General features: G+C 64.7%; 17 protein-coding genes. 7 read left to right on the top strand and 10 right to left on the bottom strand.

The window, feature by feature from the left end; genetic code table 11:
• Nucleotides 1–83: 83 nt before the first annotated feature.
• Nucleotides 84–1040 carry a LysR family transcriptional regulator gene (locus AC1DMA_RS04450; RefSeq protein ID WP_478143378.1) on the top strand — a complete coding sequence of 319 codons (957 nt, stop codon included), beginning with the start codon at nt 84–86 and terminating at the stop codon, nt 1038–1040.
• Nucleotides 1041–1046: 6 nt separating this feature from the next.
• Here AC1DMA_RS04450 and AC1DMA_RS04445 read toward each other — a convergent pair whose 3' ends face one another.
• Nucleotides 1047–1373, bottom strand: coding sequence for a hypothetical protein (locus AC1DMA_RS04445; protein ID WP_478127666.1), 327 nt, complete (start codon nt 1371–1373; stop codon nt 1047–1049).
• Nucleotides 1374–1500: 127 nt separating this feature from the next.
• Here AC1DMA_RS04445 and trxC point away from each other — a divergent pair, with 127 nt between their 5' ends.
• Both trxC and AC1DMA_RS04435 read left to right on the top strand, forming a co-directional pair.
• On the top strand, nt 1501–1938 hold the full coding sequence (gene trxC / locus AC1DMA_RS04440) for a thioredoxin TrxC (protein ID WP_478127665.1): 438 nt from the start codon (nt 1501–1503) through the stop codon (nt 1936–1938).
• A 75-nt stretch (nt 1939–2013) separates the two neighbouring features.
• Nucleotides 2014–2298 carry a hypothetical protein gene (locus tag AC1DMA_RS04435; protein ID WP_478143377.1) on the top strand — a complete coding sequence of 95 codons (285 nt, stop codon included), beginning with the start codon at nt 2014–2016 and terminating at the stop codon, nt 2296–2298.
• Between the two features lie 23 nt (nt 2299–2321).
• Here the strand turns inward: AC1DMA_RS04435 and AC1DMA_RS04430 are convergent, their stop codons facing one another.
• The 6 genes from AC1DMA_RS04430 to AC1DMA_RS04405 all read right to left on the bottom strand — a co-directional run bounded on the left by AC1DMA_RS04430 (nt 2322) and on the right by AC1DMA_RS04405 (nt 10513).
• Nucleotides 2322–3086, bottom strand: coding sequence for a bestrophin-like domain (locus tag AC1DMA_RS04430; RefSeq protein ID WP_478143376.1), 765 nt, complete (start codon nt 3084–3086; stop codon nt 2322–2324).
• Nucleotides 3087–3143: 57 nt separating this feature from the next.
• Complete coding sequence (locus AC1DMA_RS04425) at nt 3144–3464, bottom strand: hypothetical protein (protein WP_478143375.1); 321 nt, start codon at nt 3462–3464, stop codon at nt 3144–3146.
• A gap of 19 nt (nt 3465–3483) precedes the next feature.
• A complete protein-coding gene (locus tag AC1DMA_RS04420) occupies nt 3484–3939 on the bottom strand; it encodes a FecR domain-containing protein (RefSeq protein WP_478143374.1) in 456 nt (151 codons plus the stop codon).
• Nucleotides 3940–3949: 10 nt separating this feature from the next.
• Nucleotides 3950–7573 carry a two-partner secretion domain-containing protein gene (locus AC1DMA_RS04415; RefSeq protein ID WP_478143373.1) on the bottom strand — a complete coding sequence of 1208 codons (3624 nt, stop codon included), beginning with the start codon at nt 7571–7573 and terminating at the stop codon, nt 3950–3952.
• A 38-nt stretch (nt 7574–7611) separates the two neighbouring features.
• A complete protein-coding gene (locus AC1DMA_RS04410; protein WP_478143372.1) occupies nt 7612–9294 on the bottom strand; it encodes a ShlB/FhaC/HecB family hemolysin secretion/activation protein in 1683 nt (560 codons plus the stop codon).
• A gap of 148 nt (nt 9295–9442) precedes the next feature.
• The gene (locus AC1DMA_RS04405; RefSeq protein ID WP_478143371.1) at nt 9443–10513 is read right to left on the bottom strand and encodes a flavodoxin family protein; all 1071 of its coding nucleotides are present in this window, start codon (nt 10511–10513) and stop codon (nt 9443–9445) included.
• A 220-nt stretch (nt 10514–10733) separates the two neighbouring features.
• Here AC1DMA_RS04405 and AC1DMA_RS04400 point away from each other — a divergent pair, with 220 nt between their 5' ends.
• The 4 genes from AC1DMA_RS04400 to AC1DMA_RS04385 all read left to right on the top strand — a co-directional run bounded on the left by AC1DMA_RS04400 (nt 10734) and on the right by AC1DMA_RS04385 (nt 14526).
• Nucleotides 10734–11156 carry an FHA domain-containing protein gene (locus AC1DMA_RS04400; protein WP_478127657.1) on the top strand — a complete coding sequence of 141 codons (423 nt, stop codon included), beginning with the start codon at nt 10734–10736 and terminating at the stop codon, nt 11154–11156.
• A gap of 110 nt (nt 11157–11266) precedes the next feature.
• On the top strand, nt 11267–11962 hold the full coding sequence (locus AC1DMA_RS04395) for a response regulator (protein ID WP_478143370.1): 696 nt from the start codon (nt 11267–11269) through the stop codon (nt 11960–11962).
• A gap of 157 nt (nt 11963–12119) precedes the next feature.
• Complete coding sequence (locus AC1DMA_RS04390) at nt 12120–12767, top strand: response regulator (RefSeq protein WP_478127655.1); 648 nt, start codon at nt 12120–12122, stop codon at nt 12765–12767.
• Nucleotides 12757–14526, top strand: coding sequence for a sensor histidine kinase (locus AC1DMA_RS04385; RefSeq protein ID WP_478143369.1), 1770 nt, complete (start codon nt 12757–12759; stop codon nt 14524–14526). Before AC1DMA_RS04390 ends, AC1DMA_RS04385 begins: the two co-directional genes overlap by 11 nt.
• A gap of 4 nt (nt 14527–14530) precedes the next feature.
• On the opposite strand, the gene AC1DMA_RS04380 is transcribed toward AC1DMA_RS04385, so the two are convergent.
• The 3 genes from AC1DMA_RS04380 to AC1DMA_RS04370 all read right to left on the bottom strand — a co-directional run bounded on the left by AC1DMA_RS04380 (nt 14531) and on the right by AC1DMA_RS04370 (nt 20750).
• Nucleotides 14531–16192, bottom strand: a complete 1662-nt coding sequence (locus AC1DMA_RS04380) for an alkaline phosphatase D family protein (RefSeq protein ID WP_478143368.1) — start codon at nt 16190–16192, stop codon at nt 14531–14533.
• Nucleotides 16107–20138, bottom strand: coding sequence for a GMC oxidoreductase (locus AC1DMA_RS04375; RefSeq protein ID WP_478143367.1), 4032 nt, complete (start codon nt 20136–20138; stop codon nt 16107–16109). The genes AC1DMA_RS04380 and AC1DMA_RS04375 overlap by 86 nt, the downstream gene beginning before the upstream one ends.
• A 132-nt stretch (nt 20139–20270) precedes the next feature.
• Nucleotides 20271–20750 carry an H-NS family nucleoid-associated regulatory protein gene (locus AC1DMA_RS04370; RefSeq protein WP_478143366.1) on the bottom strand — a complete coding sequence of 160 codons (480 nt, stop codon included), beginning with the start codon at nt 20748–20750 and terminating at the stop codon, nt 20271–20273.
• Between the last annotated feature and the right edge of the window lie 27 nt (nt 20751–20777).

Genomic DNA, 20777 nt, shown 5'->3' with positions numbered 1-20777 from the left:
TCTCTGGTGCCCGCAATTTACGGCTACGCCGGTTATCTGCAAAATCGAAAGTTCGAATCAGTTCATTGGAGTTTCAAATAATCATGCGGCCCGCCGATTTATCGACTCGCCAACTCCGCGCGTTCACGGCGCTGGCGGAGCAGCGCAATTTCACACGGGCCGCTCAGCGTTGCCATCTGTCGCAGCCGGCCTTCAGCGCGCTCATTCGCACGTTGGAGGACGCGGTCGGCGCGCGGCTTTTCGACCGCGACACCCGCAGCGTGCAATTGACGCCCGAAGGGCGCCAGTTCGAGGGCTCGGCAAGGCGATTGCTCGAAGACATGCAGGACCTGATCAGCGACTTGAGCGATCGGGTGGCGCTTAAAAAGGGCCGCGTGAGTGTTGCGGCTTTGCCGTCGCTCGCGGCCGGCTGGTTGCCTGCCATCCTCGCGGAGTTCATGCAGGCGTGGCCGGGCATCGCCGTCGAGTTGCACGATGCACTTTCGGATGCGTGCATTGCACATGTTCGCGATCATCGAGCCGATTTCGCGCTTTCGGCCGGCAGCATGCATTCGGCGCCGGCAGCCGATCTGCGCAGCGCCAGGCTATGCAGCGACCGGTTTCATCTCGTGTGCCGGAGCGATCATCCCCTGGCCAAGGTCGCACGCCTGTTGCCCCGGCAACTCGCGCCTTTTCCGTTCATCCAGATGACCCGGAACAGCAGCGTGCGCCAGGCGCTCGACGCAGCGCTTCATCCGTTGCGACTGAACACCGTCTTCGAAGTCGAACACCTGGCGACCGTGACGGGCCTGATCGAAGCAGGCATCGGGATCAGTGTCGTGCCGACGCTGACGCTCTTTCACTTTCAGCGCGAGTCGCTGTTGACCCGGCCGATCTCCGCCAGGGGACTGAGTCGCACGATTCATCTTGTGCAACGGCGAGAAGGCAGTCTTTCGCTCGCCGCGCAGGCGCTGCACGACCTGATATTCGAGCGCATGGGCGCGCTCAAGGAGGAAGACATGGTTGCCCGAAACGTGCCGAAAGCTACCCGTGCGTCGTAGCAAGGCTCATTGCTGCACAGGCTTGGAGCCTCCGGCGGGCAGCACGATCGTCGATCGGCCATCGGGTGAAGTGATGGTGTTGTCGTTCGTCTGCGGGGGCGGCGAGTTGGGCGCCGGGCCGCCGCCGCGAGCGCGATCGAAGGCCCTTCCGGCATCCCGCACGCAGGCGTCGCGCTCCGGACGCGGCAAATTCGAGTTGTTGCAATAGGCGATGGCTCGCTCATAGCGCTGCTGGGCGTTGGCGGCATCGGGTGGCTGCTGGGCGGACGCGGTCGCACTGGCCACGCAAGCGGCGCAGAAGATCGCGGCATTCAGGTGGCTTCGACTTCGCATTGCGGTGCTGCTCCTCTCGGAACGGGGAAGCGTCATGCTGCCACGGATCGAGTGACCCTTCAGACCTTGCAAAACGGCGCGGAAGCCCTCAGGTCAACCGGATCGAGGCCATGCCGAAGGAACTGCCATGAATGAATCGCTGCACATCGTCTGCCCGCACTGCAACACCACGAACCGGGTCAAGCGCGAACAACTCGGCAGCGCGCCCGATTGCGGAAATTGCCACCGGCCGCTTTTCGAGGGGCGCTCGACGGCGCTCGACGAAGCGGCGTTCGACCGCCACATCGCGCGCAACGAGATTCCGGTGCTCGTCGATTTCTGGGCGCCGTGGTGCGGGCCATGCCGCCAGATGGCCCCTGGCTTCGAGCAGGCGGCCGCGCGGCTGGAGCCGAACATCCGCCTGGCGAAAGTCGACACGGAGGCGGTGCCGGCCCTGGGCGCGCGCTTCGGGATTCGCAGCATTCCCACACTGGCGCTCTTCAAGGGCGGGCGCGAAGTTGCCCGGCAGGCGGGCGCCATGGGCGCCGCCGACATCGTGCGATGGGCGGAGGCCCACGCGCGCTGAGCGATGACGCAGGCGTTTTCAGCGCCGCTTAAGTTGTGCGGCTGAGACTGAGGCGACACCCCGAAAGGAACCCTCATGCCGTCCGATTCGCAGATCCTGAACGCCGAGCAGATCAGCCATGTGCTCGAGCTTGTCGAAGTGAACCTCTTGGCGCCCAACGAGGCGACCCGAAAGCTCGAGGCGCTGACTGCACAAGGCCAGTTCTCCCAATCCCAGTGCTACGGGATCCGCATGCTGCTGGCGCTGGACTACGCCGACATGGTGCAGGCGCTGCGCGGCGTGAGCGAGGATGACGAAGGCTTGGCGCTGGTGCGCGACCATCTGGTTCACGAAGCGCGGGTGGTCTGTGAAGGCGACTGACTGCGGGCCGCTGTATCAGAGGCCTACCGGCCGATCGTCTCCAGCGCAAGGCGAAGCGGCGCATTGGAGATATGCATCAGTCCGCTGAAGGGTTGGTTCATGTCCAGCACCAGGAAAATCGCGCCCGCCACGGAAAGCGATCCAACGAAGAGCGCGACCAGCACAGTCCCGTTGCTGCGGCTGAGAAAGCCGAAGCCCACGAACAGGACCACCAGCCAGAACACCAGCACCACGAGGAACGGCCATGAAATGGAGCCGCCGGCCTGTTCGTGCAGCAGCTGCCGCTCATCGCCTATTTCGGTGAGGAGCTGCAGGGCACGGGTCTTTGCAAAGAGTTGGCTGTCCGTCGATGGTTGCATGTTGACCACATGCTCGATGAGCGCCTCGTTCTGTTCGCGCGTGGCGCGGGAGGCTTCGGGACTCGCCTTGGCTTCTCCACGATTCGGCCATGTCTGTTCGAGCCTGGCCGCGACCAGTCCGCGAAACATGTTTCGCGCTTGCGCCGCACCGGGCCCATAGCCCGCAAACACGCGGTCGAGCTGGACGATGTGAATTCCGAGCGCCTGCACTTCTGACTCTTGCGTGACGTAAGCCGAATGCGCCGTCGCGATGAGCAGGCTCATGACGAGCGCGGAGATGGTCGCGATCAAGCCCAGGACCAGTTTGATGACATCTCTGGAGTTCTCTGCCTTGTGGTGCGCTGGCAGCTTCCGGTGGAGCACCATGCCCGCGAGCGCACCGCAAAAGGTGCAGGCAAGCACGATCAGCCCGACCAGGATGGGACTCATGGGTTCAGCCTCCTGGCGCATTGTGCGCGCGGGAGGCGCCTATCTCTGCCTCTATCGCTATCGCACTTCGCAATCCACCGTGTTGGACTTTGCGGGCGAGGTTGATGGATTTCCTGACACCGGAACGAAAGAAGGCGGAGGCGTGAAACGAATGCCAGGATTGACTGGCAAGACGACCGGGGGCTTCACCTGAGATGGCGTGAAGCCGAACTGCCCCGCCGCGAAGCTTGTCGTGCCGGCCGGATTGGTGACATGGATCAGGCCGTCAAGGACTTGCACGTAGAGCCCCGGAGCACGCGGTGCAGACGGGGGCACCACCTGGGCCGAGGCCGCTGCCCACTGCCATCCGAACACCAGGACGATCAGCAACTTGTTCATGGGTTTTCTCTCTCGGCAATCAGGGACGGGGCGGAGTCAGGGACACGACCATGCTGGCGCTCCCCTGGAGCACTCCCATGGGCGTGTTGATCACGGTCGCGTCGGTGCTGCGGCGCGCGAGCTTGCCGGCGGAAGTGCGAGCGCCGCCTTGCGCCAGACCGAGTTCGACCTTGTCTTGCTGCGGCTTGTCGGCGTCGTAGGTGTAGCGGGTGACGACCAGCATCGAATCGGGCTCCAGCAGCACTTCGGCGTCGTCCTTGAAGACGACCCGGGCGTAGCTGTCGCGCTGGGTCGAGAGCGTGTCACCCTCGCGTACTTGCGAGTTCACGGCAAGCACCCTGCTCGTGCCGTCGGACGCTCTCGAAACCAGCATGCCCGACAGGTCGGTGACCGTACCGACTGCCTGAGCGAACACAGCGTGGGCCGAGAACAACAGGGCAGCAAGAGGCAAGCGAAGAAGGCTGTTTGGATTCATGCGTTGCTCCTTAATTGCAGTACATCTTTTTGACGGGCTCGTTCTTGGTGCCGGACTTGTCCGCGGAGGCAAGCTCTTTGGTGTCGCTCTTGTCCGCTGCCTTGGTCGTGGCCTTGTCCGGGCTCTTGCCGTTGTCGCTCGTACTGCTGGACGAGGGCGGCGCCAATATTGTGTTGATCGTATTGATGACTTGATTGGACGCCTGCACGGCCGGCTTCGCGGATGCGGATGCGATCGGCGGTGCCAGCACCTGACAGAGCGCTGAATCCGGCGCGATGGTGCAGATGTCAGGCGAGGGTGCTGTCGTTGTCGTTGTTGGCGCTGCTGGCTCTGTAGGCGTAGGCGTAGGCGTCGGTGTCGGTGTCGGTGTCGGTGTTGTCGGCGGGAGAACCACCTGGCAGCCCGCCAATCCGGGACTTACCGTACAGAGGGCCACCGACGGCAACACTGCCGAACAACCCACCGTCTCCGGTGCTGCGATGCAGGTCGGCAACGACGGCAGGACGCTCGCACAACCGGCGGCGGACGGATTGGCGATGCACGCATTCAAAGACGGGACGACGGTCGCCGTCACGCGCGCCGCGGCGGTGCCTTGTGCGGGATAGCTGACCGCCAGCGTCGCCACACCGGCAGGGTATGAGACGGCCGACGCCACCACTTGATCGAAGGCGCCGGTATTGTTGCCGCCGCGCGCGACCACGAAGTCCGCAGACCCCGAGTTCGCCGGCGCAAAAGTCCCGAGGGCATGGACCTGCAGCGTGCCCCCGAGGCGCGCAGAGCCGTCGACGTCGAGCAAGTCGAACTCGCCGGCGCCCAGTCCGCCCAGCTTCACGTCGAGCACGCCGCTGCTGCCCTGACGATAGTTGCCCTGCACGGACAGCGTGCCGACCGCGGCACTCGTGCCTGGCGCCACGATGCCGTTGTTGAACAGCGTGCCGCCGTTGGCGCCGCCCATCGCAAGCGTGCCGCTGCCACTGATGCTGCCGTTGTTGTAGATGTCCGTGCCGCCCGTGCGCAGCGTACCGCCGCCCTGGAGCACGATGGCGCCATTGTTGATGTGCGCCTCGTCGAAGGTCGCATCGAGCAACCCCTGGTTGATGAGCACCTTCCCGCCGGCCTGGTTGTTGAAGCTGCCCCCGTCCTGCAGGATTAACGCCGATGTGCTTGCCGGACCGACGCTCAGGGTTCCGAGGTTGTTCCAGACCGATTGATCGAGCAAGGTGACCTGCGCCCCGTCCGCATGCACCAGATTGCGCGTGGTGAGCACATTGCCCTGCCCATTGATCACCGTGTTCGGCCCCAGCGACAGCTCGGGTGCGCCGGCGCCGACGTCCACGGCGCCCGTCAGCGTGATGTAGTTTTGCCACACCATCGTGCCTGCGCCGAAAAAGGAGGCATGGCTGTTCAGCGCTACGTTGTCGAGCGTGACTTGCGCGCCGCCCGCGACCTGGACTTGCCCATCGAATTGCGCACTCGTCACGCTGAGCGAACCGGCCTCCGAGCGCACCACGCTGCTTGCGGTGCTGCCAAAGCCCGTGTAGACCTGATCCACCGCACTCGTCTTGACCAGGCTGCCGTTGTTGACGAAGTTGGAAATCGCCCCTCCGGCGCCGCGCAAGACATAGGTCTCGGTCCCGGAAGTGGTGATGATCCCGTCGTTCTGAAAGCGCGTGCCTTCGTCGGACGATGAAATTGCGCCGTTGCCCACGACCGCCACGCTCGCGCCGTTGGTCCAGGCGGCCGAGCCGTGCAGCGCAACGCGGCCATCGACCACCACGCCTGCGCCCCGCGTCGACAGCATGCTGGAGCCAAGGCCCCATATGTCGGTGTCGTGCAATACGAGCGCATTACCGCCGCTGACGAAGAGCAGGGAAGTGCCGATCGCGACCTCGCCGGCCCACTCCACAGTACCGCTGCCAGTGAAGACGGACCCGGGGTTGAAAGTCTGGCCGCCCGACATCGACAGCCCCGCTCCCGGCGCGACGTAGAACTCGCCCGTGTGCGCCCCGCCGTGGTCTAGAGCCGCCGGTCCGGGGGAGGCGACCACCACCGTGCCGCCGTTGTTCAAGCTCCCTGTCAGCGCGGACCCGGTGCGGTAGATCGCCAAGGTGGCGTTCGGCAGCACGTTGACAGTGGCTGCGTTGATCGAGGACGTCACCATGCCCAGGGAAGTCGTTCCGGCGCCGATGTCGAGCGTGCCGTTGCCATTGCCGCCCAAGCCTTCCGACACGTTGAGCACGCCTCCGTGCAGATCCAGGTTTGCGTTGAGCTTCACCGCATGATCGTCAGCGGGATAGTTGGCCTGGTAGTTGCTGTTGAGGTTCAGCCCGAGCGCACTGTTGACGCTGGTGATCGGCGCATTGATGGTGATGTTGTTGCTGGCGTTGAGCGTGAGTGCCGAAGAGGCACTGCCCGTCTTCGTGATGGCGGCCGAGACTGTGATGTCGCCGTGCGTCAAATCGACGCTCGGATCTCCCGTGCCCGTGGTGATGCTCACGTTGGCGCCCTGATCGAGCTGCGCCGCGATGGTGCCGGCACTGATCCGCGCGCCGGACTCGTTGGAAACGAGCGCGCCGTCCATGCCTGACGTCGGGCCGGACTCCACGATGTCGATGTTGAACGGATCGATGTGCCACTCTCCGCCCCGGCCCACCACCGGCGCGTTGACGACGTCCAGGGAGCGATGGCCCGAAGTGTCGATGTAGCCTCCCTTGCCTGCGCTGCCCGTGGCTGCGACCCTGCCGTCGATCGATGCGGCGCCGTCGGCGATCAATTCCACGCGCCCACCCGTGGTGCCGTTGGCGCTGATGTCCGATGCAGCCGATGTTTTCACGTCGCCCGATGCGCGAAGAAAAACGCGCCCGCCCTCGCTCACCGCACTGTCGGCATGGATCTCTCCGCTGTTGGTCACCAGGCCGGCCGCAAGGCCGATGCGTCCCGCTTCGGCAACGATGCGTCCGAGATTCTTCACCTCTCCCGGAGTGCCGGTGATCTCGACGGAAACGCCGGGCGTTCCGGTGTCCATCAGTTGCACGTTTTGCCCGGCGGCCAGCAGCACTTCGCCATTCGGCGCGTTCAGCGCGCCCGTGTTGACCACGCTCGGCGCCACCAGGTAGATGCTGCCGCCCCTGGCCGCGTTGATGGTGCCCGCATTGCGCACCTCGCCCGCCATGGCGCCGCTCTTGAAGGTGAGCCGGCCTGCGAGAAAGTCGCTGTCGCTCACGCCCAGCGTGCTGGCGACGAAGGTGCCCACATCGATGCGCGCACCTGCGCCCACCATGATGCCGGCGGGATTGATGAGCCACAGAGCGCCGTTGGCCTTGATCTGCCCGTCGATCTGCGAAGCGTTGCCGCCGGTCGTACGCGCCAGCAGCGCGGATTGCGCGCCCGGCTGGCGAATGTCGACAACGGCACCCGAGCCCACGTTGAAGGTCTGGAAGTTCACCAGCGCTCGCGAACTCGTCTGGTTGATGTTGAGCGTGGTGCCGTTTCGCGAGATGGTGGCGTTGCCGGAGGTGACGTTCCAGCCCGTCGGCAGCGCGCCGGGTTGCACCTGCGCCCACAGCGGCGGGCTGGTTGCGGCGCAGAGCGTGGCGATGACGAACGGCAGATGACGGAGTCTGAAGCAGCGCATTGGGATCTTTCCTTTTTCTTCTTGTCGACTTGTTGTCTTCAGTACGCCAGCACCGCGAGAAACTGTGCACGCCAGTCGCCGCGCTTCTCGTTCGGCGCAGTGCCTGGGTCGAGCACGCGAGCCACGTCCAGTCGCAAATTGAAGTCGCGCGTCCAGGCATAGCGCGTGCCGATGCCGACGCTCGACACATTGACCGTGCTCGGCACGGAGACGCCATCCGCGCGGTTGTTGCTGCCGTGCCCGGCGTCGAGAAACGCGAGCATCCGCCATTGGCCCGTGATGCCGGCCCACCCTGCCAGTTCCGGCGTGTAGATTTCCGCGTTGACGACGAGGCCGCTGTCGGCCACCACCGCGCGCTCCTCGAAGCCGCGCACCAGCGTCGCGCCGGTCAGCGAAAACTGTTCGCTGCTCACCAAGGGCGAAGAGGTGTACTGCCCCGTTGCCGCCAGGCGCATCTGCCAGCCGCCCGCCAATGCCCTGTTGAAGGCGACCGCTCCGTTGACGGCCATGAAGCCGTCGATGGTGTCGCGGTTGCCGGAGGTGAGATACGAATAGCGGTCGACCCGCCCGTCGACGTTGGTGTAGCGGCTGCCGGTCGGGATGTTGCGCCACACGCCAGCCGTGTAGCTCAGGCTCTGGTCGATCCCGTCGCGCTGGCCGACATAGCTCAGGCTCAGCGGCGTCGTCTGATAAGGCACGCAAGAGGCGATAGGCGGGGTTGGCCCTTCGATGCTGATCTCCTCGCCGCCGATGTTGCAGCGCGAGTCGATGTTCTTGTGGTTCAGGCTGAGCACCAGCTTGGCGGAGCTTTCACCGTCACGGCCGAGAAAATGGTTCCAGCCCATGCCGTACACGTTGCCCTTGCCGGTGAAGCCAAGCACGCCGCCGAGCGTCGGCGAAGCGGCCGGCGAATTGGTGTTCGACTTGCCGTAGATGAAATCCAGGCTGTCGCCCGCTCCGTAAAACGGAATGCGATAGCCCAATGAGTAGAGGTCCATCCGCACGCCCTCGGGCTTGTCGGGCGAGGTGGTATAGGCGAGCGTTCCGACCTGGTCCCGGTCGAAAAGATTGGCGTGCTGGAGAGCGATGCCGGTGCGCCATGTGCCGGTCGATGGCACTCCCGTGTTGTCGACCGTCGCGATCACGCGAAGCGGGCGGTAGTCGTTGACGGCAACCTTCGCATCGATGGTGCCGGGCGTGGCGCCCTCCGCCAGCGTCACGCCGATCTGTTTGGCCGGGTTGTCGTTGGCAAGCTGGAGCGATTCCGAAATCGCGCGCAGCCTCGGCGGCTGCCCCACTTGCAGCGGCGTGATGCTGGCGCGGATGTTGTCGGCGCCAAAATGCTGGTTGCCGACGACGGTGACCGACGCGATCACGCTTTCGGTCACCTTGATGCGAACTACGCCGCCCGTCAGTTCCTGTTCGGGCAACCCCACGGCGACGGTGCTGTAGCCCGCCTGTCGGTAGGCGTCTTGCAGTGCCTCGACGGCCAGTTGCACGTCGCCATACGTGCGGCCCGGGCCCTGGAGTGGAACGACGCGCCTGTCGATTTCCGAAGCCCGAAGCAACGTATTGCCTTCGACCTGGAAGCGCGTGATGTCGAATTGCACTTCTGCGGAGCCTGCATGTGCGGCGGCGGATGGGGCGACGGCCGTGGCCGCTGCAAACGCCAAGGTGGCGGTCAGTCCGCACCGGCTCAGGGATCTCTTCTTCTTCTTCAAGCGTCCGCTCGCAGTTCTTGCTCAGTCCAATCGGCTGAACAAACGACGCGCGGGGCAACTAACTCTGTTCAGGATGCGGCGATGGTAACGCCATGTAACTGGAAGGTGAATTCGCCTACCGCGCGGGTTCGTGAAATCCGCCCTGTTTTCACTTGGGCCGCGGGTCCCGGAGCCCCGAACCTGGGGGTTTCAACTGCCCCGTTCGCAGCTGCTCGACGGTGCGAGCCACTGCACGCGCGACGTTCCGGACTTCCTCGTGCAAGCCGTGGTCTCGGTCCAGCGCCTGGTGGCTGGTTGCATAGGGTTCGTAGTAGCCGACGTACCGATCGAGCCGTGCTACGGCGCCGGCATCGACCAGGCCCATCCAGTCGAGCCAGTCACTGAGATTGCGCCGCAGGCTTTCAATGCCGGCCACGTCCCCATGCACGACCACGCCATAGGCGCGGCCTTTCAGATGCTTGGGGTAGTTCCATCCCTTGAGCTCCAGTTCCTTGGCTTCTTCGGGCTTCTTGCCGTGCGTGGATGTGGGATCGGGATTGCCGCCGTCCGCACACACCAGGCGATCGATCATGAGCTTGAGCGCGCTGGTGGCCTGATACCAGTGGGTCGGCGTGAAGAGGATCACGCCGTGCGCCGCAACCCAGCGTTCGAAGATCTCGTTCATCCAGTCGCCCGTCTGCCGCAGCGAATGATTCGGGTAGCAGCTGCAAGGCCAGTGGCACAGCGGCATGGCCGTCGCCACGCAGCCTTTGCAGGGGTGGATCTTCCGCCCGTACTCGGATGTAAGCATGCTCAGGTCGAGCACGTCCGTGTGAATCTGCTGGCCTTCGAGCACTTCGCGCGCGAACTGCAGAAGTCGATGCGTTTTCGACATCTCACCGGGACAGGTGCCGTCGTTTCGCGGCGAGCCGTTGACGAGCAGGACGCGCGAAGGCGTCGCCGGATTGCCCCATTCAGCCTGCGCCTTTTGGATGCGCTCGCTTGCCGCCAGCCATTCGACTGAAAGCTCGTACTCGGGGTCTGCAAATCCAGCGCCCGCCTTGCGGGTGACTGGGCTCTTGCGCCCCTCCGCGTAAGCCTTCCAGGCGATGGCTTCAAGGCGCCCCAGCGCCTCGGCTTCGGCGTTGAATGCGGGATCACGGTACGAATCCATGAAGCGCTCGTGGAACTCTTCGCGCTCGAGCTGCCCCGGTGCCTGGCCTTTGCGAACGTCCGTCATGGGGCGAAACTACGAGGCGAGCCTGCGCGAAAATCATCCAGGACAGGCCGATTCGGCGTAGGCCGAGTTCCACAAATGGAGCACGTCCTGCGCGGTGCGGGCCTTCAGCATTGGCTTTGGCTGCCGATAGTCTGGTCGACGCAACATTCTCAAGGGCTCATGAACACCTTCGCTTTCGTTCCTGCTGACTGCGGAACCCGCTTCTGTTGAGGTCGACGCCATGCCGATGCTCCTCATGATGACCGCGACCGGCGAGAGCCGGCAGGTGCAGCTCGTTCCGCTCGACAACAAGATCGGCCGCGGCCTCGCCAACGACGTGGTCATCGACTCCGCGCAGGCGAGCCGCGACCATGCGGTGATCGCGGTGGAACAGGCCTTCGTCACCATCACCGACCTCGGCAGCCGAAACGGTACGTACGTGAACGACATTCGGATCGAGAGCCAGGTCCTCGCGCACGGCGACGCCATTCGCCTGGGCGGCTACGAGATGCGGTTCATCGCAACGGACCAGGAGTTCACGCAGGTCGAGGCGCTGCGCATGCTGACCATGCAAGGCCTGCTGGTGAATATCGGCCAAGGGAAGGCCGACGCCGACGCACCGACGGCACCGGGTGTGCCCTTGAATCGCCGCGGCAAACCTTGATGGCGGCCGAGAGAATCAGAAAATTCTGATTGGAATAAGGCAGTTTCCATAGCGGCGAAGACGCATCTCGAAGTTCGGGTCGTGAAAAAATCCAGGGCGCCTCACAGGACGTGGAGGCGGCAGTGCGAAGCATTTTGCGGCGCACAAGTCATCGACCGTTGAACGGCGCGAGCCCAAGGAAGCGACATGTACTCAGTTGTGGTGGTCGATGCCCATCCCGCGATTGCTTTGCGGTCAAGGCGACGATCGAATCTGATGGTGAATTCGAAGTCATCGGCACCCCGCATTCCGGACCGGCCGCTCTGCCGATGATTCAAGAGAAGATGCCGGATCTGGTCATCCTCGATCTGGACCTCTCCCCGGAAATGAGCGGCCTCGCTCTCATCGGGCACATCCGGAGCGAGCATCCCGGCATCAAGATCCTGGTGCTCACGGCACAGCATGAAGGCATTTTGGCAAGGCATGCATTGCGCGCGGGTGCCGGCGCCTTCCTCAGCAAGAGCGAGGACATGCGAATGGTAGGCAACGCCGCCAAATCGCTCATGGAGGGCTACAGCGTATTTCCGCATTCCGCCATCCTGGCGCTCCGGAAAAGCGGTGGGTTGCCCCTGTCGAGCTTGACCGACCGCGAACTCACCGTGCTGCAGCAATTGGCGCGCGGAATGAGCCACCGCGAAATCGGCGATGCGCTCGTCATCAGCCACAAGACCGTCAGCACCTTCAAGGCCCGCCTGTTCGAGAAGCTCGGCATCTCCACGCCCGGCGAACTGCTGGATTTCGCGCGCTCGCACGACCTGATCACCTGAAGCGCACCTCTCCGCGCAAGGGGCCCGCTCCTCCAAAAGAAGGACCCCGGCGGCATTTGCAAAGTGGTAGTCTGGCGCGATTCCCAGGCTGCGTTCCGGCTGCCGCGGCTTCTGGGACATTTGGCCGGCGTTGCAGGCAGCCCTGGAGACATCTGAAATGCGCGCGCTCTGGATTGAAGACCATCAACTCGTCGGCGACTCCTTCGAGCTTCTGCTTCAATTGATCATGCCGGACGCGTCCCTGGACAAGGCGCGCGATCTCGACAGCGCCAAGCGGCTGATCGAAACCTTTCCCTATGAACTCGTCCTGCTCGACTGGTGGCTCGGCACGCACGACGGCGAGCGCTCCATCCGTGCGCTGCGCGAGACGAACAGCCATACGCCCATCATCGTCGTCTCGGGCGACGACCGCGACGTCGTCATGGACCGGGCGCTCGCCCTCGGAGCGGCCGGCTACGTCTCCAAGGGAGCTGACCCCGCGGCGCTGCTCGACGCAGTGCGTGTCGCCTTGCGAGGCGGCATCAGCCGTCCGCAGCGCCACCCGGGCCGCGCAGGAGAAGGGCCGCCCAGCGGCGTCGTGCATCCGATCGATGTCGAGGCGCTCTACCCGGAGTTGACCCCCCGCCAGGCGGAGGTCTTTCGTGCGCTGATGCGGGGCACCTCGGACAAGCAGATCGCGCGGGATCTCGACATATCGGACACCACGGTGAAGACGCACGTGCGAGCCATTCTTCAGATCGTGGGCGTACACAAGCGAGGAGAAGCGGCGCACGAGGCTCGCGTCAGGGGTGCAGGTGATCACTGACGCGAGCGTCGGCCTTCCGGCCGCGGAACTCAGGCCGCTCGTCGAAGCGGAGCAGGCGCGCCTGTCGATGCAGCAGTTGCGCCGCCTTCTGGGGCCGCTCATCATCGCGGACGCCTTCGTCACGTGGGTGGCCCTGCAAGCGGGGCTCGGCGTCTATGCATGGATCTGGTTCGCCGTCATGGCGGCGGCGCACGTGGCGCGGGTCATCTATTTGCTGTGGCTTGGGCAGCCGGGCCGCGTGACGCCGGCGCAATGGCTCTCGCGCTCGGCCGCCGCCATGGTGGGACTGGCCGTAGTCCGCGCCTCGGTGGTGTTGATGATCTTTGCGCGACCCGTGAGTGAACTGCACTACATCCTGACGATGATCTTCGTCGGCAGCGCGGTCGGCGCGATCTCGCCTGTGACCGGGCATTTGCGCACCTATGTCGGATGGGCGGCGATCATCGGGGGCACCTTGTCGATCGCATGGCTGACGCGCGGCACCATCGACGGCACGGCCATTGCGACGCTGCTGCTGCTTCTGTTCACGGTGCTCACCTTTTATGTGCGCGATGAGGGGCGAACGCTGGTGACTCTCGTCACGCTGTCCGAGTCGCTTCGGCGCGAGCGCGACCGGGCTGAAAAAGCGAGCGAAGCCAAGACCCGGTTTTTTGCCGCGGCCAGCCACGACCTGCGTCAGCCCTTGACGGCGCTGTCGTACAACGCGGCGACAGTGCAGGAACTCGCACGGCTGAGCGGCGACGAGATGCTGGACAAAGTAGGGCAGGGCATTCGCCGCGCCCTGTCGGAAAGCAGTTCGCTGCTCGACAGCCTGCTTGAAGTCTCCAAGCTCGACGCCGGTGCGGTGCGTGCCGAGTCGCAGGAAGTCGACGTAATGCAGCTGCTGGCCCACACGGGCGAAACGTTCACGCCGGTGGCGAATGCCGCCGGCCTCGACCTTCGATGCCTCGGCGGGCATCACAAGGGCCTCTGGGTGCGGACCGATGTCGCGTTGCTGCGCCGCATCGTGCAGAACCTGGTGGGCAACGCCATCAAGTTCACGCGCGAAGGCCATGTATCGATCGAGGCATTCGCGGACGGCGCGCCCGAGGAAAGAGTTTGCATCCGCGTGTCCGACACCGGGCCGGGCATTCCGCTCGAGGCGCAGGCGCATGTTTTCGAGGAGTTCTACCAGGGCGGCAATCCGGAACGCAATCGCAGCCGCGGTTTGGGGCTCGGGCTCGCCATCGTGCGGCGCATCTCCGACCTGCTGGGAGTCAGCGTCACGATGAACAGTGCGCCGGGCCAGGGCGCGGTCTTCGAGATTTCGCTGCCGCGCATACCGTCACCCGCGCGGGTCGGCCCCGAAGTCACTCGGGCCGATTCGGCATTCGACCCGACCAGCGTTCGCAGACGGGTTCTTTTCATCGACGACGAGCCCGAGATTCGGGAATCGTTGAGCACGTTGCTGGACACGCTCGGCTGGGAAGTGCGTTCGGCCAGCGATCAACAGGAAGCCGAGCAGATTCACGCAGGGGGCTTCTCGCCCGACGTGCTGCTCATCGACTTTCGCTTGCGCGACAACGCATCGGGCCTTGACGCATGGGAGGCATTGAAGCGCCGTGGCTGCGATGCGCCGGGCTTGATGATCACCGGCGAGACCGAACCGCGGCGCATTGCCGATGCGCGAAAAGCCGGGATCACGGTGCTCTACAAGCCCGTCGATGGCGTACAGTTAATCCAGGCCATGGGCCGCGCCGTCGAATCGGTCGCGCACTGAGCGATCAAAGGTGGATCGACCGCCGCACCTGCCCGTCCGCACCATCGAAATCCACATCGAGCCGCCAGGACGAGGCACCCGTCGGGCAAGGCCTGACGATTGCGAAGCCGTCACCGGTGCGCGGAAAGAAGGTTTCGACGCTGCACCGGAATCGCCGCCGCTTGCCGCTGTGGTCATCCTGATCATCCTGTTCGAACTCGAAGCAGTCAGGCGACGCGAAATCTTCCACCTTTGAATTGGCAAACGCATAAGGCGCATACAGCGCCGAGCTGTGAATGGAATGAACGGTCACGCACTTGCCCGGCACGTCGAGGCGTTCGATCTTGATCGTGGCGAGGCAAGACAGATGCTCGTCGCCCGACAGGAAGACGATCCGATGCGCTTCGGCGTCATACACGCATGCCAGAAGATCGTGCAACGACTTGGGGTATCCCGCCCACGAATCCGTCTGCAGGGCGACAGCGTGGCATGCGCTCGTGACTCCGCACTTCTGCATCGACAGGTAGCGCGGCAGCAGGATCGATGAAGAGACCACGAAGCTGGGTCCGTCCGAGGCGCGCTGGCCTTTGATCCACGTGTGCAGGTTGTCGGATTGGCCTGTGCCGAGGATGGTGGCGTCCTTCAGGTTTTCGATGGTCCGGCCCGTTCGCTGCGTGCGCGCGTCGGCAAAGAAGAACGCGTAGCCATGCACCTGCCTGCTGACCCACAGCTGGTCCTTGCTGGGCGACTCGTCGTGGGTCGACTTCGGCCACATGCTCCGTTGGCGCGCGACATACGCCTGGCGGCTCTGCTTGATCTCGTCCTGGATCTCGTCGTGCCCGAAGCCCCGCGGCCGGGGCTCCCAGTTGTCCGAGACCTCGTGGTCGTCGAGCATGGGAAAGATCTCGGCGCCGGCAACGCGCAGTACGCGCTGCAGCCCGGCGTTGAGCATGAAGGCTTCGTATGCAAAGGCAAGCCGTTCGAGCAGCTTGCTCGGATCGAACAAGCCTGCCGTGCGGTCGACGTACACCTGATCGCCCGTCAGCACGGTGAAGCGGATCGACTCGTCGTTCTCCAGGCGCTCGCCCAGCCGCCACAGCGAGCGCTCTGCGGGTCCGATGTAGCGATCGTCCAGTGCGCGGCTGCGCACTCTCACGCTGCCGTCGAGCATGCCGGCAGGGTACTGGCAGCTGCTGACGGCGAATGCTGCATGCGTGTTGGGCACGTCCGCTCCCGATCCCCGGCGTGTGATGACGCCGCTTTCGAGCGAAATGGCTTCCTTGTGATCGACGATCTCGTCGAAGTCCTGATCGCTCGCGATCTCCACGTCGACCTTCGTCTGCGGATGAATCAGCAGGAGCACGGCACGATCGGTGCCGGAAGGCCAGGAGAGGGTCGTGGTCACGGTTGCGCCGTCGGCAAGAACGTCCGCCATGACCGCTTCGGCGCCGATTCGCCGGATGTCGCGCAGGTCGACGGGCTGTCCTTCCTTCAGGATCTTCCATTGATCCTGGTGCACCACTACCGGCATGAGGACCGCCGACGTCGGCACCCCATTGCGCTGGTCGAAGCTCGCCCGGAATGTGAGCTTGCCGTCGCTCTCAAGAATTGGCGGCGCAGCGAAGGACCTCGGCGCCAGCATCTTGCGCAGCAGCCGCCGAGGGGTCAACGCGGGGTTGGTCGTCATAGCTCGATTCCTTGGACAAGAATTGGCAGATGGCGCGATAGACGGCCGGCGCACGGCGACCGATCAGGCTGTCTTGGTGGCCCATGTCGCGGAACTCGATCGACTGCCCCGCGCAATGCGCGTCATTGAGCAGGTCGATCATCCTCTCGCGTGTCGCGATGTCCAGGAGCCCGTTCTCGGTGCTGTGCAGGCACAGCGTCCGGTGTGTGGAGTCCCTGGTCCGCCAGACCTCCGCGATCCGGCTCGGCACCATGCAGGCGCCATCGCCGCGGCGGTCGGTGACGATGCCGTAGCGCGCGAAGGCAATGACTTGCGCAACCGTCTGCAAGTTCATCGGCCCGAAGAAATCGTCGATGGCTTCGAGCACTGCATCCGACATGCCGTCCAGCTTGAAGGTCACGCCATACAGGGCGTCCATGCGGTGCCGTGCCGCCACCCAGGTGGTGCGTGCGCCCGGGGGCCACATCGGGTTCTCGCGAAAGAAATCTGCCTGCGGGTAGGGCACGGCCGCGAGCAGGCGGTCGGCCATGTCGTCTGCCGTACCTGGCTTCTCGGGCGTGAACTCGAAGCGTCCCAGATTCACGAACTGTCGCAGCCACTGCATGACATAGGCACGAGCCATGTTGGCCGGCGACATGACCAGCGCGGGGCCGACCTGCGACAGCACGAGCCAGCCCAGACGCTGGTGCAGCGCCGCGCGCAGTTTCGGAAAGCGGTCGACGCCGGACTCCAGCTTGTCCGCGAAGAGGCCCAGCGCCAGCATCGCCGCGCCCATGCAATGCGCGACGACGTCCACGCGCTGCGCACCGGTGCAGCGGCAGATATGGTCGACTGCCAGGGGAATGTCCTGGCAACCCATCTGCTCGAAGAACCACGGCTCGCGTGCCGTCGGCATGCCGGCGCTGCTGCGCAGATCGAGCACCCACACATCGCGACCGTCGCGGAACAGCGCGCCGGCAAGCCCGCCCGCCGGAAGCAGCGGATGGGCGAAGGTCGTGCCGCTGGCGCTGTAGCCGTGGATGAGGATCACGGGGTTGGCCCCGTGCTTCGCGCCCGGCCCGTAGCGCGTCAGGCGCAGGTGGACCGGGGTGTCGTCCCTGAGCCGATCGACGGCAAGCTCCACGATGTCTGGCAGCGGCAACCCTTCGATGGCGCCCGGCAGCCGCTTGGCTTCACGCGGCTCCGGCCGATCCGGAAGACGAAGCGACCATGCGTGCAGCGGCAGCATGACGCGCGACACATACAGCAAGAGCGATGCGACGTCGACCAATGCGCTTGCCTGATCGGATTGCGACACGACCCGCGCCAACGGCACGTTGACGCTCGCGAAGTAGGGCAGATCGACGCTGATCGGCTTGCGCTCGTCCGAGCGATGCCGATGAGGAAAGTCGACCAGATCCGCATACATCCATTGATTGGCGGGATTCGCGGCACGCTCGTAGGTCAGGCGCTTGACTGCGCGAACGCGTCCGTCCTCCCATTTCGCGTCGCCAAGCGATTTGGCAACGTGGGCTGGCTCGAGAAGCCGCAGGTCATATTCGAGCAAACGGGTGTCCGCTGCGCGAGAGGCCAGGTTGAAGACCGACTTGACCAGCGTCCAGATGCTCGCGCGACCCTTGGACGGGCGCCCGCGAAACCAGTCGATCACCGATTGCGAAGCGTCGCGGAATCCGCGATTGCGAAACCACGACCACAGTCCGGACAGCGTGCGGGAGAGCCGGCCCGACGGCGAGTGGCGCATCATGGTCAGCTCGCCCTGAACTGGCGCTTCGAGGACCATGTCTTTGGCTGGAGAGCCTTGCCTGGCCGGCGCACCCAGTTCAATGACCGCAGGCAGGATCGGCGAAGGCGTGAAGAGCCGCACGCGGCTGCGCGTGGGGTCGACGATCATCTGCCGCTTGGAGCGCGCGGCGATGAGATCGGGAATCGCCGCCGGCTCGAACCAGAGCGTCAGTTCCATGTCCAGCGGCACCGGCTTTCCCTTGCAGTCGATGGTCACGCGTCCCTTCATCTGCTCTGTCATCTCGATGCACGTCGGCTGCGCCGGCTTCGGCGGGGTCGGATAGGTAAACACCGGCCGCAGCGGATTCCATGTCGATGGCGCTTTCGGCGGTTTCGGCGGCTCCACTGCGGCATCCAATGCAACAAAGCCCCATTCGGTGCGCAGATGGCGGATGGCTCGACGCGCCAAGGTCGCAATGGTCAACGATGGATTGATGCCGAGCGAAGTCGGCATGATCGAGCCGTCCAGCACGACCAGTCCCTTGTGGACGCCGCCCTTCGCATCGCATTCGAAGACGCGGCCGTGTTCGTCGACCACACCCGTCGCGGAAGACTCGCCCATCGCGCAGCCTCCGAGCGGATGCACCGTCAACACCGGTCCGCGAGCCGGGCCGAAAAGCTGCTCCAGCATGTCCGGAAGCGGACGCCACGCCGGGTTCGGCAGAACCGCCGCGCCCGGCAGTTGCTGGTGCACCAGACGTTCGAGGATGTCCTGATGGTGCTCGAAGCTCGGGTCCTTGCGCACTCCCGGCCAGACCACGCCAAGCGTGCCTTGAGTCCCCTTCGGTGTGCCCTTGTTGCCCTTCGTGCCTTCGGCCGCATCGGGAGGGAGCGAGAGGCGCCCGCTCGCGCTGTCGTGCCCGATGACGGCAACCACCAGGCTGTTGTCGATCGCATCCTTGTCGATGCCGGCGCTGTCGGGTTCGTCCGGCGTGCCTGCATAACGGGTCGAGTCGGCCTTGGTCAGCGAGCGGATGGTGGCGACCGTGGTGGCGGTTTCCTCGAGCAGTCGACGCAGCGCGGCCGGAATCGCCAAGTCCTGGATCACGACGGGCTTGTCGTCCTTCTTGAGCCGGTTGTGCTCTTCGCGCAGATCGATCATCCGCGTGATGGTCGGTCCGTCCTGATCGACCGCCGAAGGTGTGGCGCCCGCGTGTCGATAGATGGTGCTCAGGTTGTCCCCGTTGGTGGAAAAGCGCTCCCCCAGGACGGCCGATACCGCGAGCTTGTTGTTGCGGGAACGCATGAGCAGCTCGGTGGAACCGAGCGCGCCTGCCGCAACGATGAGGCACCGGGTGCGCAATGCGTAGGGTTCGCGAATGTGGCGGCGCAAGCCGGTGTCCGTGTGCGTCACCGAAATTTTCCAGTCGTGATCGCCCAGCTTTGCGAAGGTGGTCACTGTCGCGCCGGTCACGATGCGAAGTGGCGCCGGATGCCGCGCACAGGCGTCGGCCATCAATGTGACGTCGAGCGACAACTTCGCGCGTTCGTTGCAGCCCGTGGCGCAGGCACGGCAGCCCGTGCAGTGCCGGATGCCTCTTGTGGTGTCGTCATGCTGCGCCACCGTGACATCGACCGGGTGCGCCACTCCGCCGCCGAGTTGGCTCATCAAGGCACCGCGACCAGCAAATGCCTGGCTCGAAGTCGACTCCAGTTGCTCGCTGACTTCGGCCATCGCGGCGAGCAGTGCCGCGTCTTGACGGATGCCATCGGGCCAACGCGGATGCTGCAGGACCTCCGGCAGCGGCGCGGCCATCACGCCCGCATTGATCAGGGAGCCGCCCCCCAACCCGTTGGCCAACACCACATTCACGTCGCCGCCTATGCGCAGGTCGAAGAGCCCGGGAGTCTCTCCATGCACCGCACCGGTGCCGGCCCTGCTGAAACGCACATGGCCCGCCAAGTCGGCCATTCGGGAAGGAAAAGCGCCGGCCAGATATTCCTTGCCGCGCTCGAGCATGGCGATGCGCAGGGGCCTTCCATTGATGCCATGGCCCGCAAGCTCGCTCAATGCCATGGCGCCGCCATACCCGCTGCCGACGATCACGACGTCGAAGTCAGGTTCGGCTCTGGAATGAGTCGGCTCGTAAAGCCGCAACTCGTCAGCCAACTCGGCCAGGTCGCACGACAGCCATGCCGTCGCGCGTTGTTGTTCGTCATCCATTGCGGGGTCCCTCGCCTGGCCTCCGCGCTATTGCGGCGTGTGCGAGTTCAGCACAGCGAACCCGCCGCTGTCCATCCGCAAGAAGGTGGAGTGGGCTCGGCCGAAAGACCGAGTGGCCGGAAGATCAGGCGGTCAGGCGGACATTTCTTCCAATGTCTTGCCGCCTTCGAGTGCTTCTTTCAGCCAGCGCGGACGTGGCCCCATGCCGCTCCAGGTGTGGCCGGCATCGTCGCGGTACAGAACGCGCGACTTCTTCGGCTTTACGCCGTTGGCGCGCCCATTGGGCTTTGCCGCGGCGCCGGTCGCGAACTCTTCGAGTGCTCGCCCGGCGGCGAGAGCTTCGCGCAGCCAGTCAGGTCGCTTGCCGATGCCACCCCAGGTGTTTCCCGTTCCGTCGGCATAGCGTGCGACGCGGGCACCCGATTTGCCCGGCCGGCGAGTCTTTTGTTCGGCGGGGAGTCTGGCGAACAGTTGTTCAGGCGTCAGTCGGTAATGTTCAATGGCGACCCGAATGCGCGCCACCACTCCCTCGATCTCCTTGTCGCGCAGTTTCTCGGCCTTGAGTTGCAGGGCCTGAATCTGCTTCTGGATCTGGCTGTAGCTTTGAGTCATTAATTAATCGCTTCCAAATGTGAGTCA

This window comes from Variovorax sp. 05N34 (assembly GCF_056397405.1).
This window is presented reverse-complemented; position numbering and strand designations above follow the sequence as displayed.

Excerpts from the sequence above, each read along its gene's own strand:
- AC1DMA_RS04450 (WP_478143378.1), top strand. The coding sequence starts at position 84 with ATGCGGCCCGCCGATTTATCGACTCGCCAACTCCGCGCGTTCACGGCG.
- AC1DMA_RS04445 (WP_478127666.1), bottom strand. The coding sequence starts at position 1,373 with ATGCGAAGTCGAAGCCACCTGAATGCCGCGATCTTCTGCGCCGCTTGC.
- trxC (WP_478127665.1), top strand. The coding sequence starts at position 1,501 with ATGAATGAATCGCTGCACATCGTCTGCCCGCACTGCAACACCACGAAC.
- AC1DMA_RS04435 (WP_478143377.1), top strand. The coding sequence starts at position 2,014 with ATGCCGTCCGATTCGCAGATCCTGAACGCCGAGCAGATCAGCCATGTG.
- AC1DMA_RS04430 (WP_478143376.1), bottom strand. The coding sequence starts at position 3,086 with ATGAGTCCCATCCTGGTCGGGCTGATCGTGCTTGCCTGCACCTTTTGC.
- AC1DMA_RS04425 (WP_478143375.1), bottom strand. The coding sequence starts at position 3,464 with ATGAACAAGTTGCTGATCGTCCTGGTGTTCGGATGGCAGTGGGCAGCG.
- AC1DMA_RS04420 (WP_478143374.1), bottom strand. The coding sequence starts at position 3,939 with ATGAATCCAAACAGCCTTCTTCGCTTGCCTCTTGCTGCCCTGTTGTTC.
- AC1DMA_RS04415 (WP_478143373.1), bottom strand. The coding sequence starts at position 7,573 with ATGCGCTGCTTCAGACTCCGTCATCTGCCGTTCGTCATCGCCACGCTC.
- AC1DMA_RS04405 (WP_478143371.1), bottom strand. The coding sequence starts at position 10,513 with ATGACGGACGTTCGCAAAGGCCAGGCACCGGGGCAGCTCGAGCGCGAA.
- AC1DMA_RS04400 (WP_478127657.1), top strand. The coding sequence starts at position 10,734 with ATGCCGATGCTCCTCATGATGACCGCGACCGGCGAGAGCCGGCAGGTG.
- AC1DMA_RS04390 (WP_478127655.1), top strand. The coding sequence starts at position 12,120 with ATGCGCGCGCTCTGGATTGAAGACCATCAACTCGTCGGCGACTCCTTC.
- AC1DMA_RS04380 (WP_478143368.1), bottom strand. The coding sequence starts at position 16,192 with ATGACGACCAACCCCGCGTTGACCCCTCGGCGGCTGCTGCGCAAGATG.
- AC1DMA_RS04375 (WP_478143367.1), bottom strand. The coding sequence starts at position 20,138 with ATGGATGACGAACAACAACGCGCGACGGCATGGCTGTCGTGCGACCTG.
- AC1DMA_RS04370 (WP_478143366.1), bottom strand. The coding sequence starts at position 20,750 with ATGACTCAAAGCTACAGCCAGATCCAGAAGCAGATTCAGGCCCTGCAA.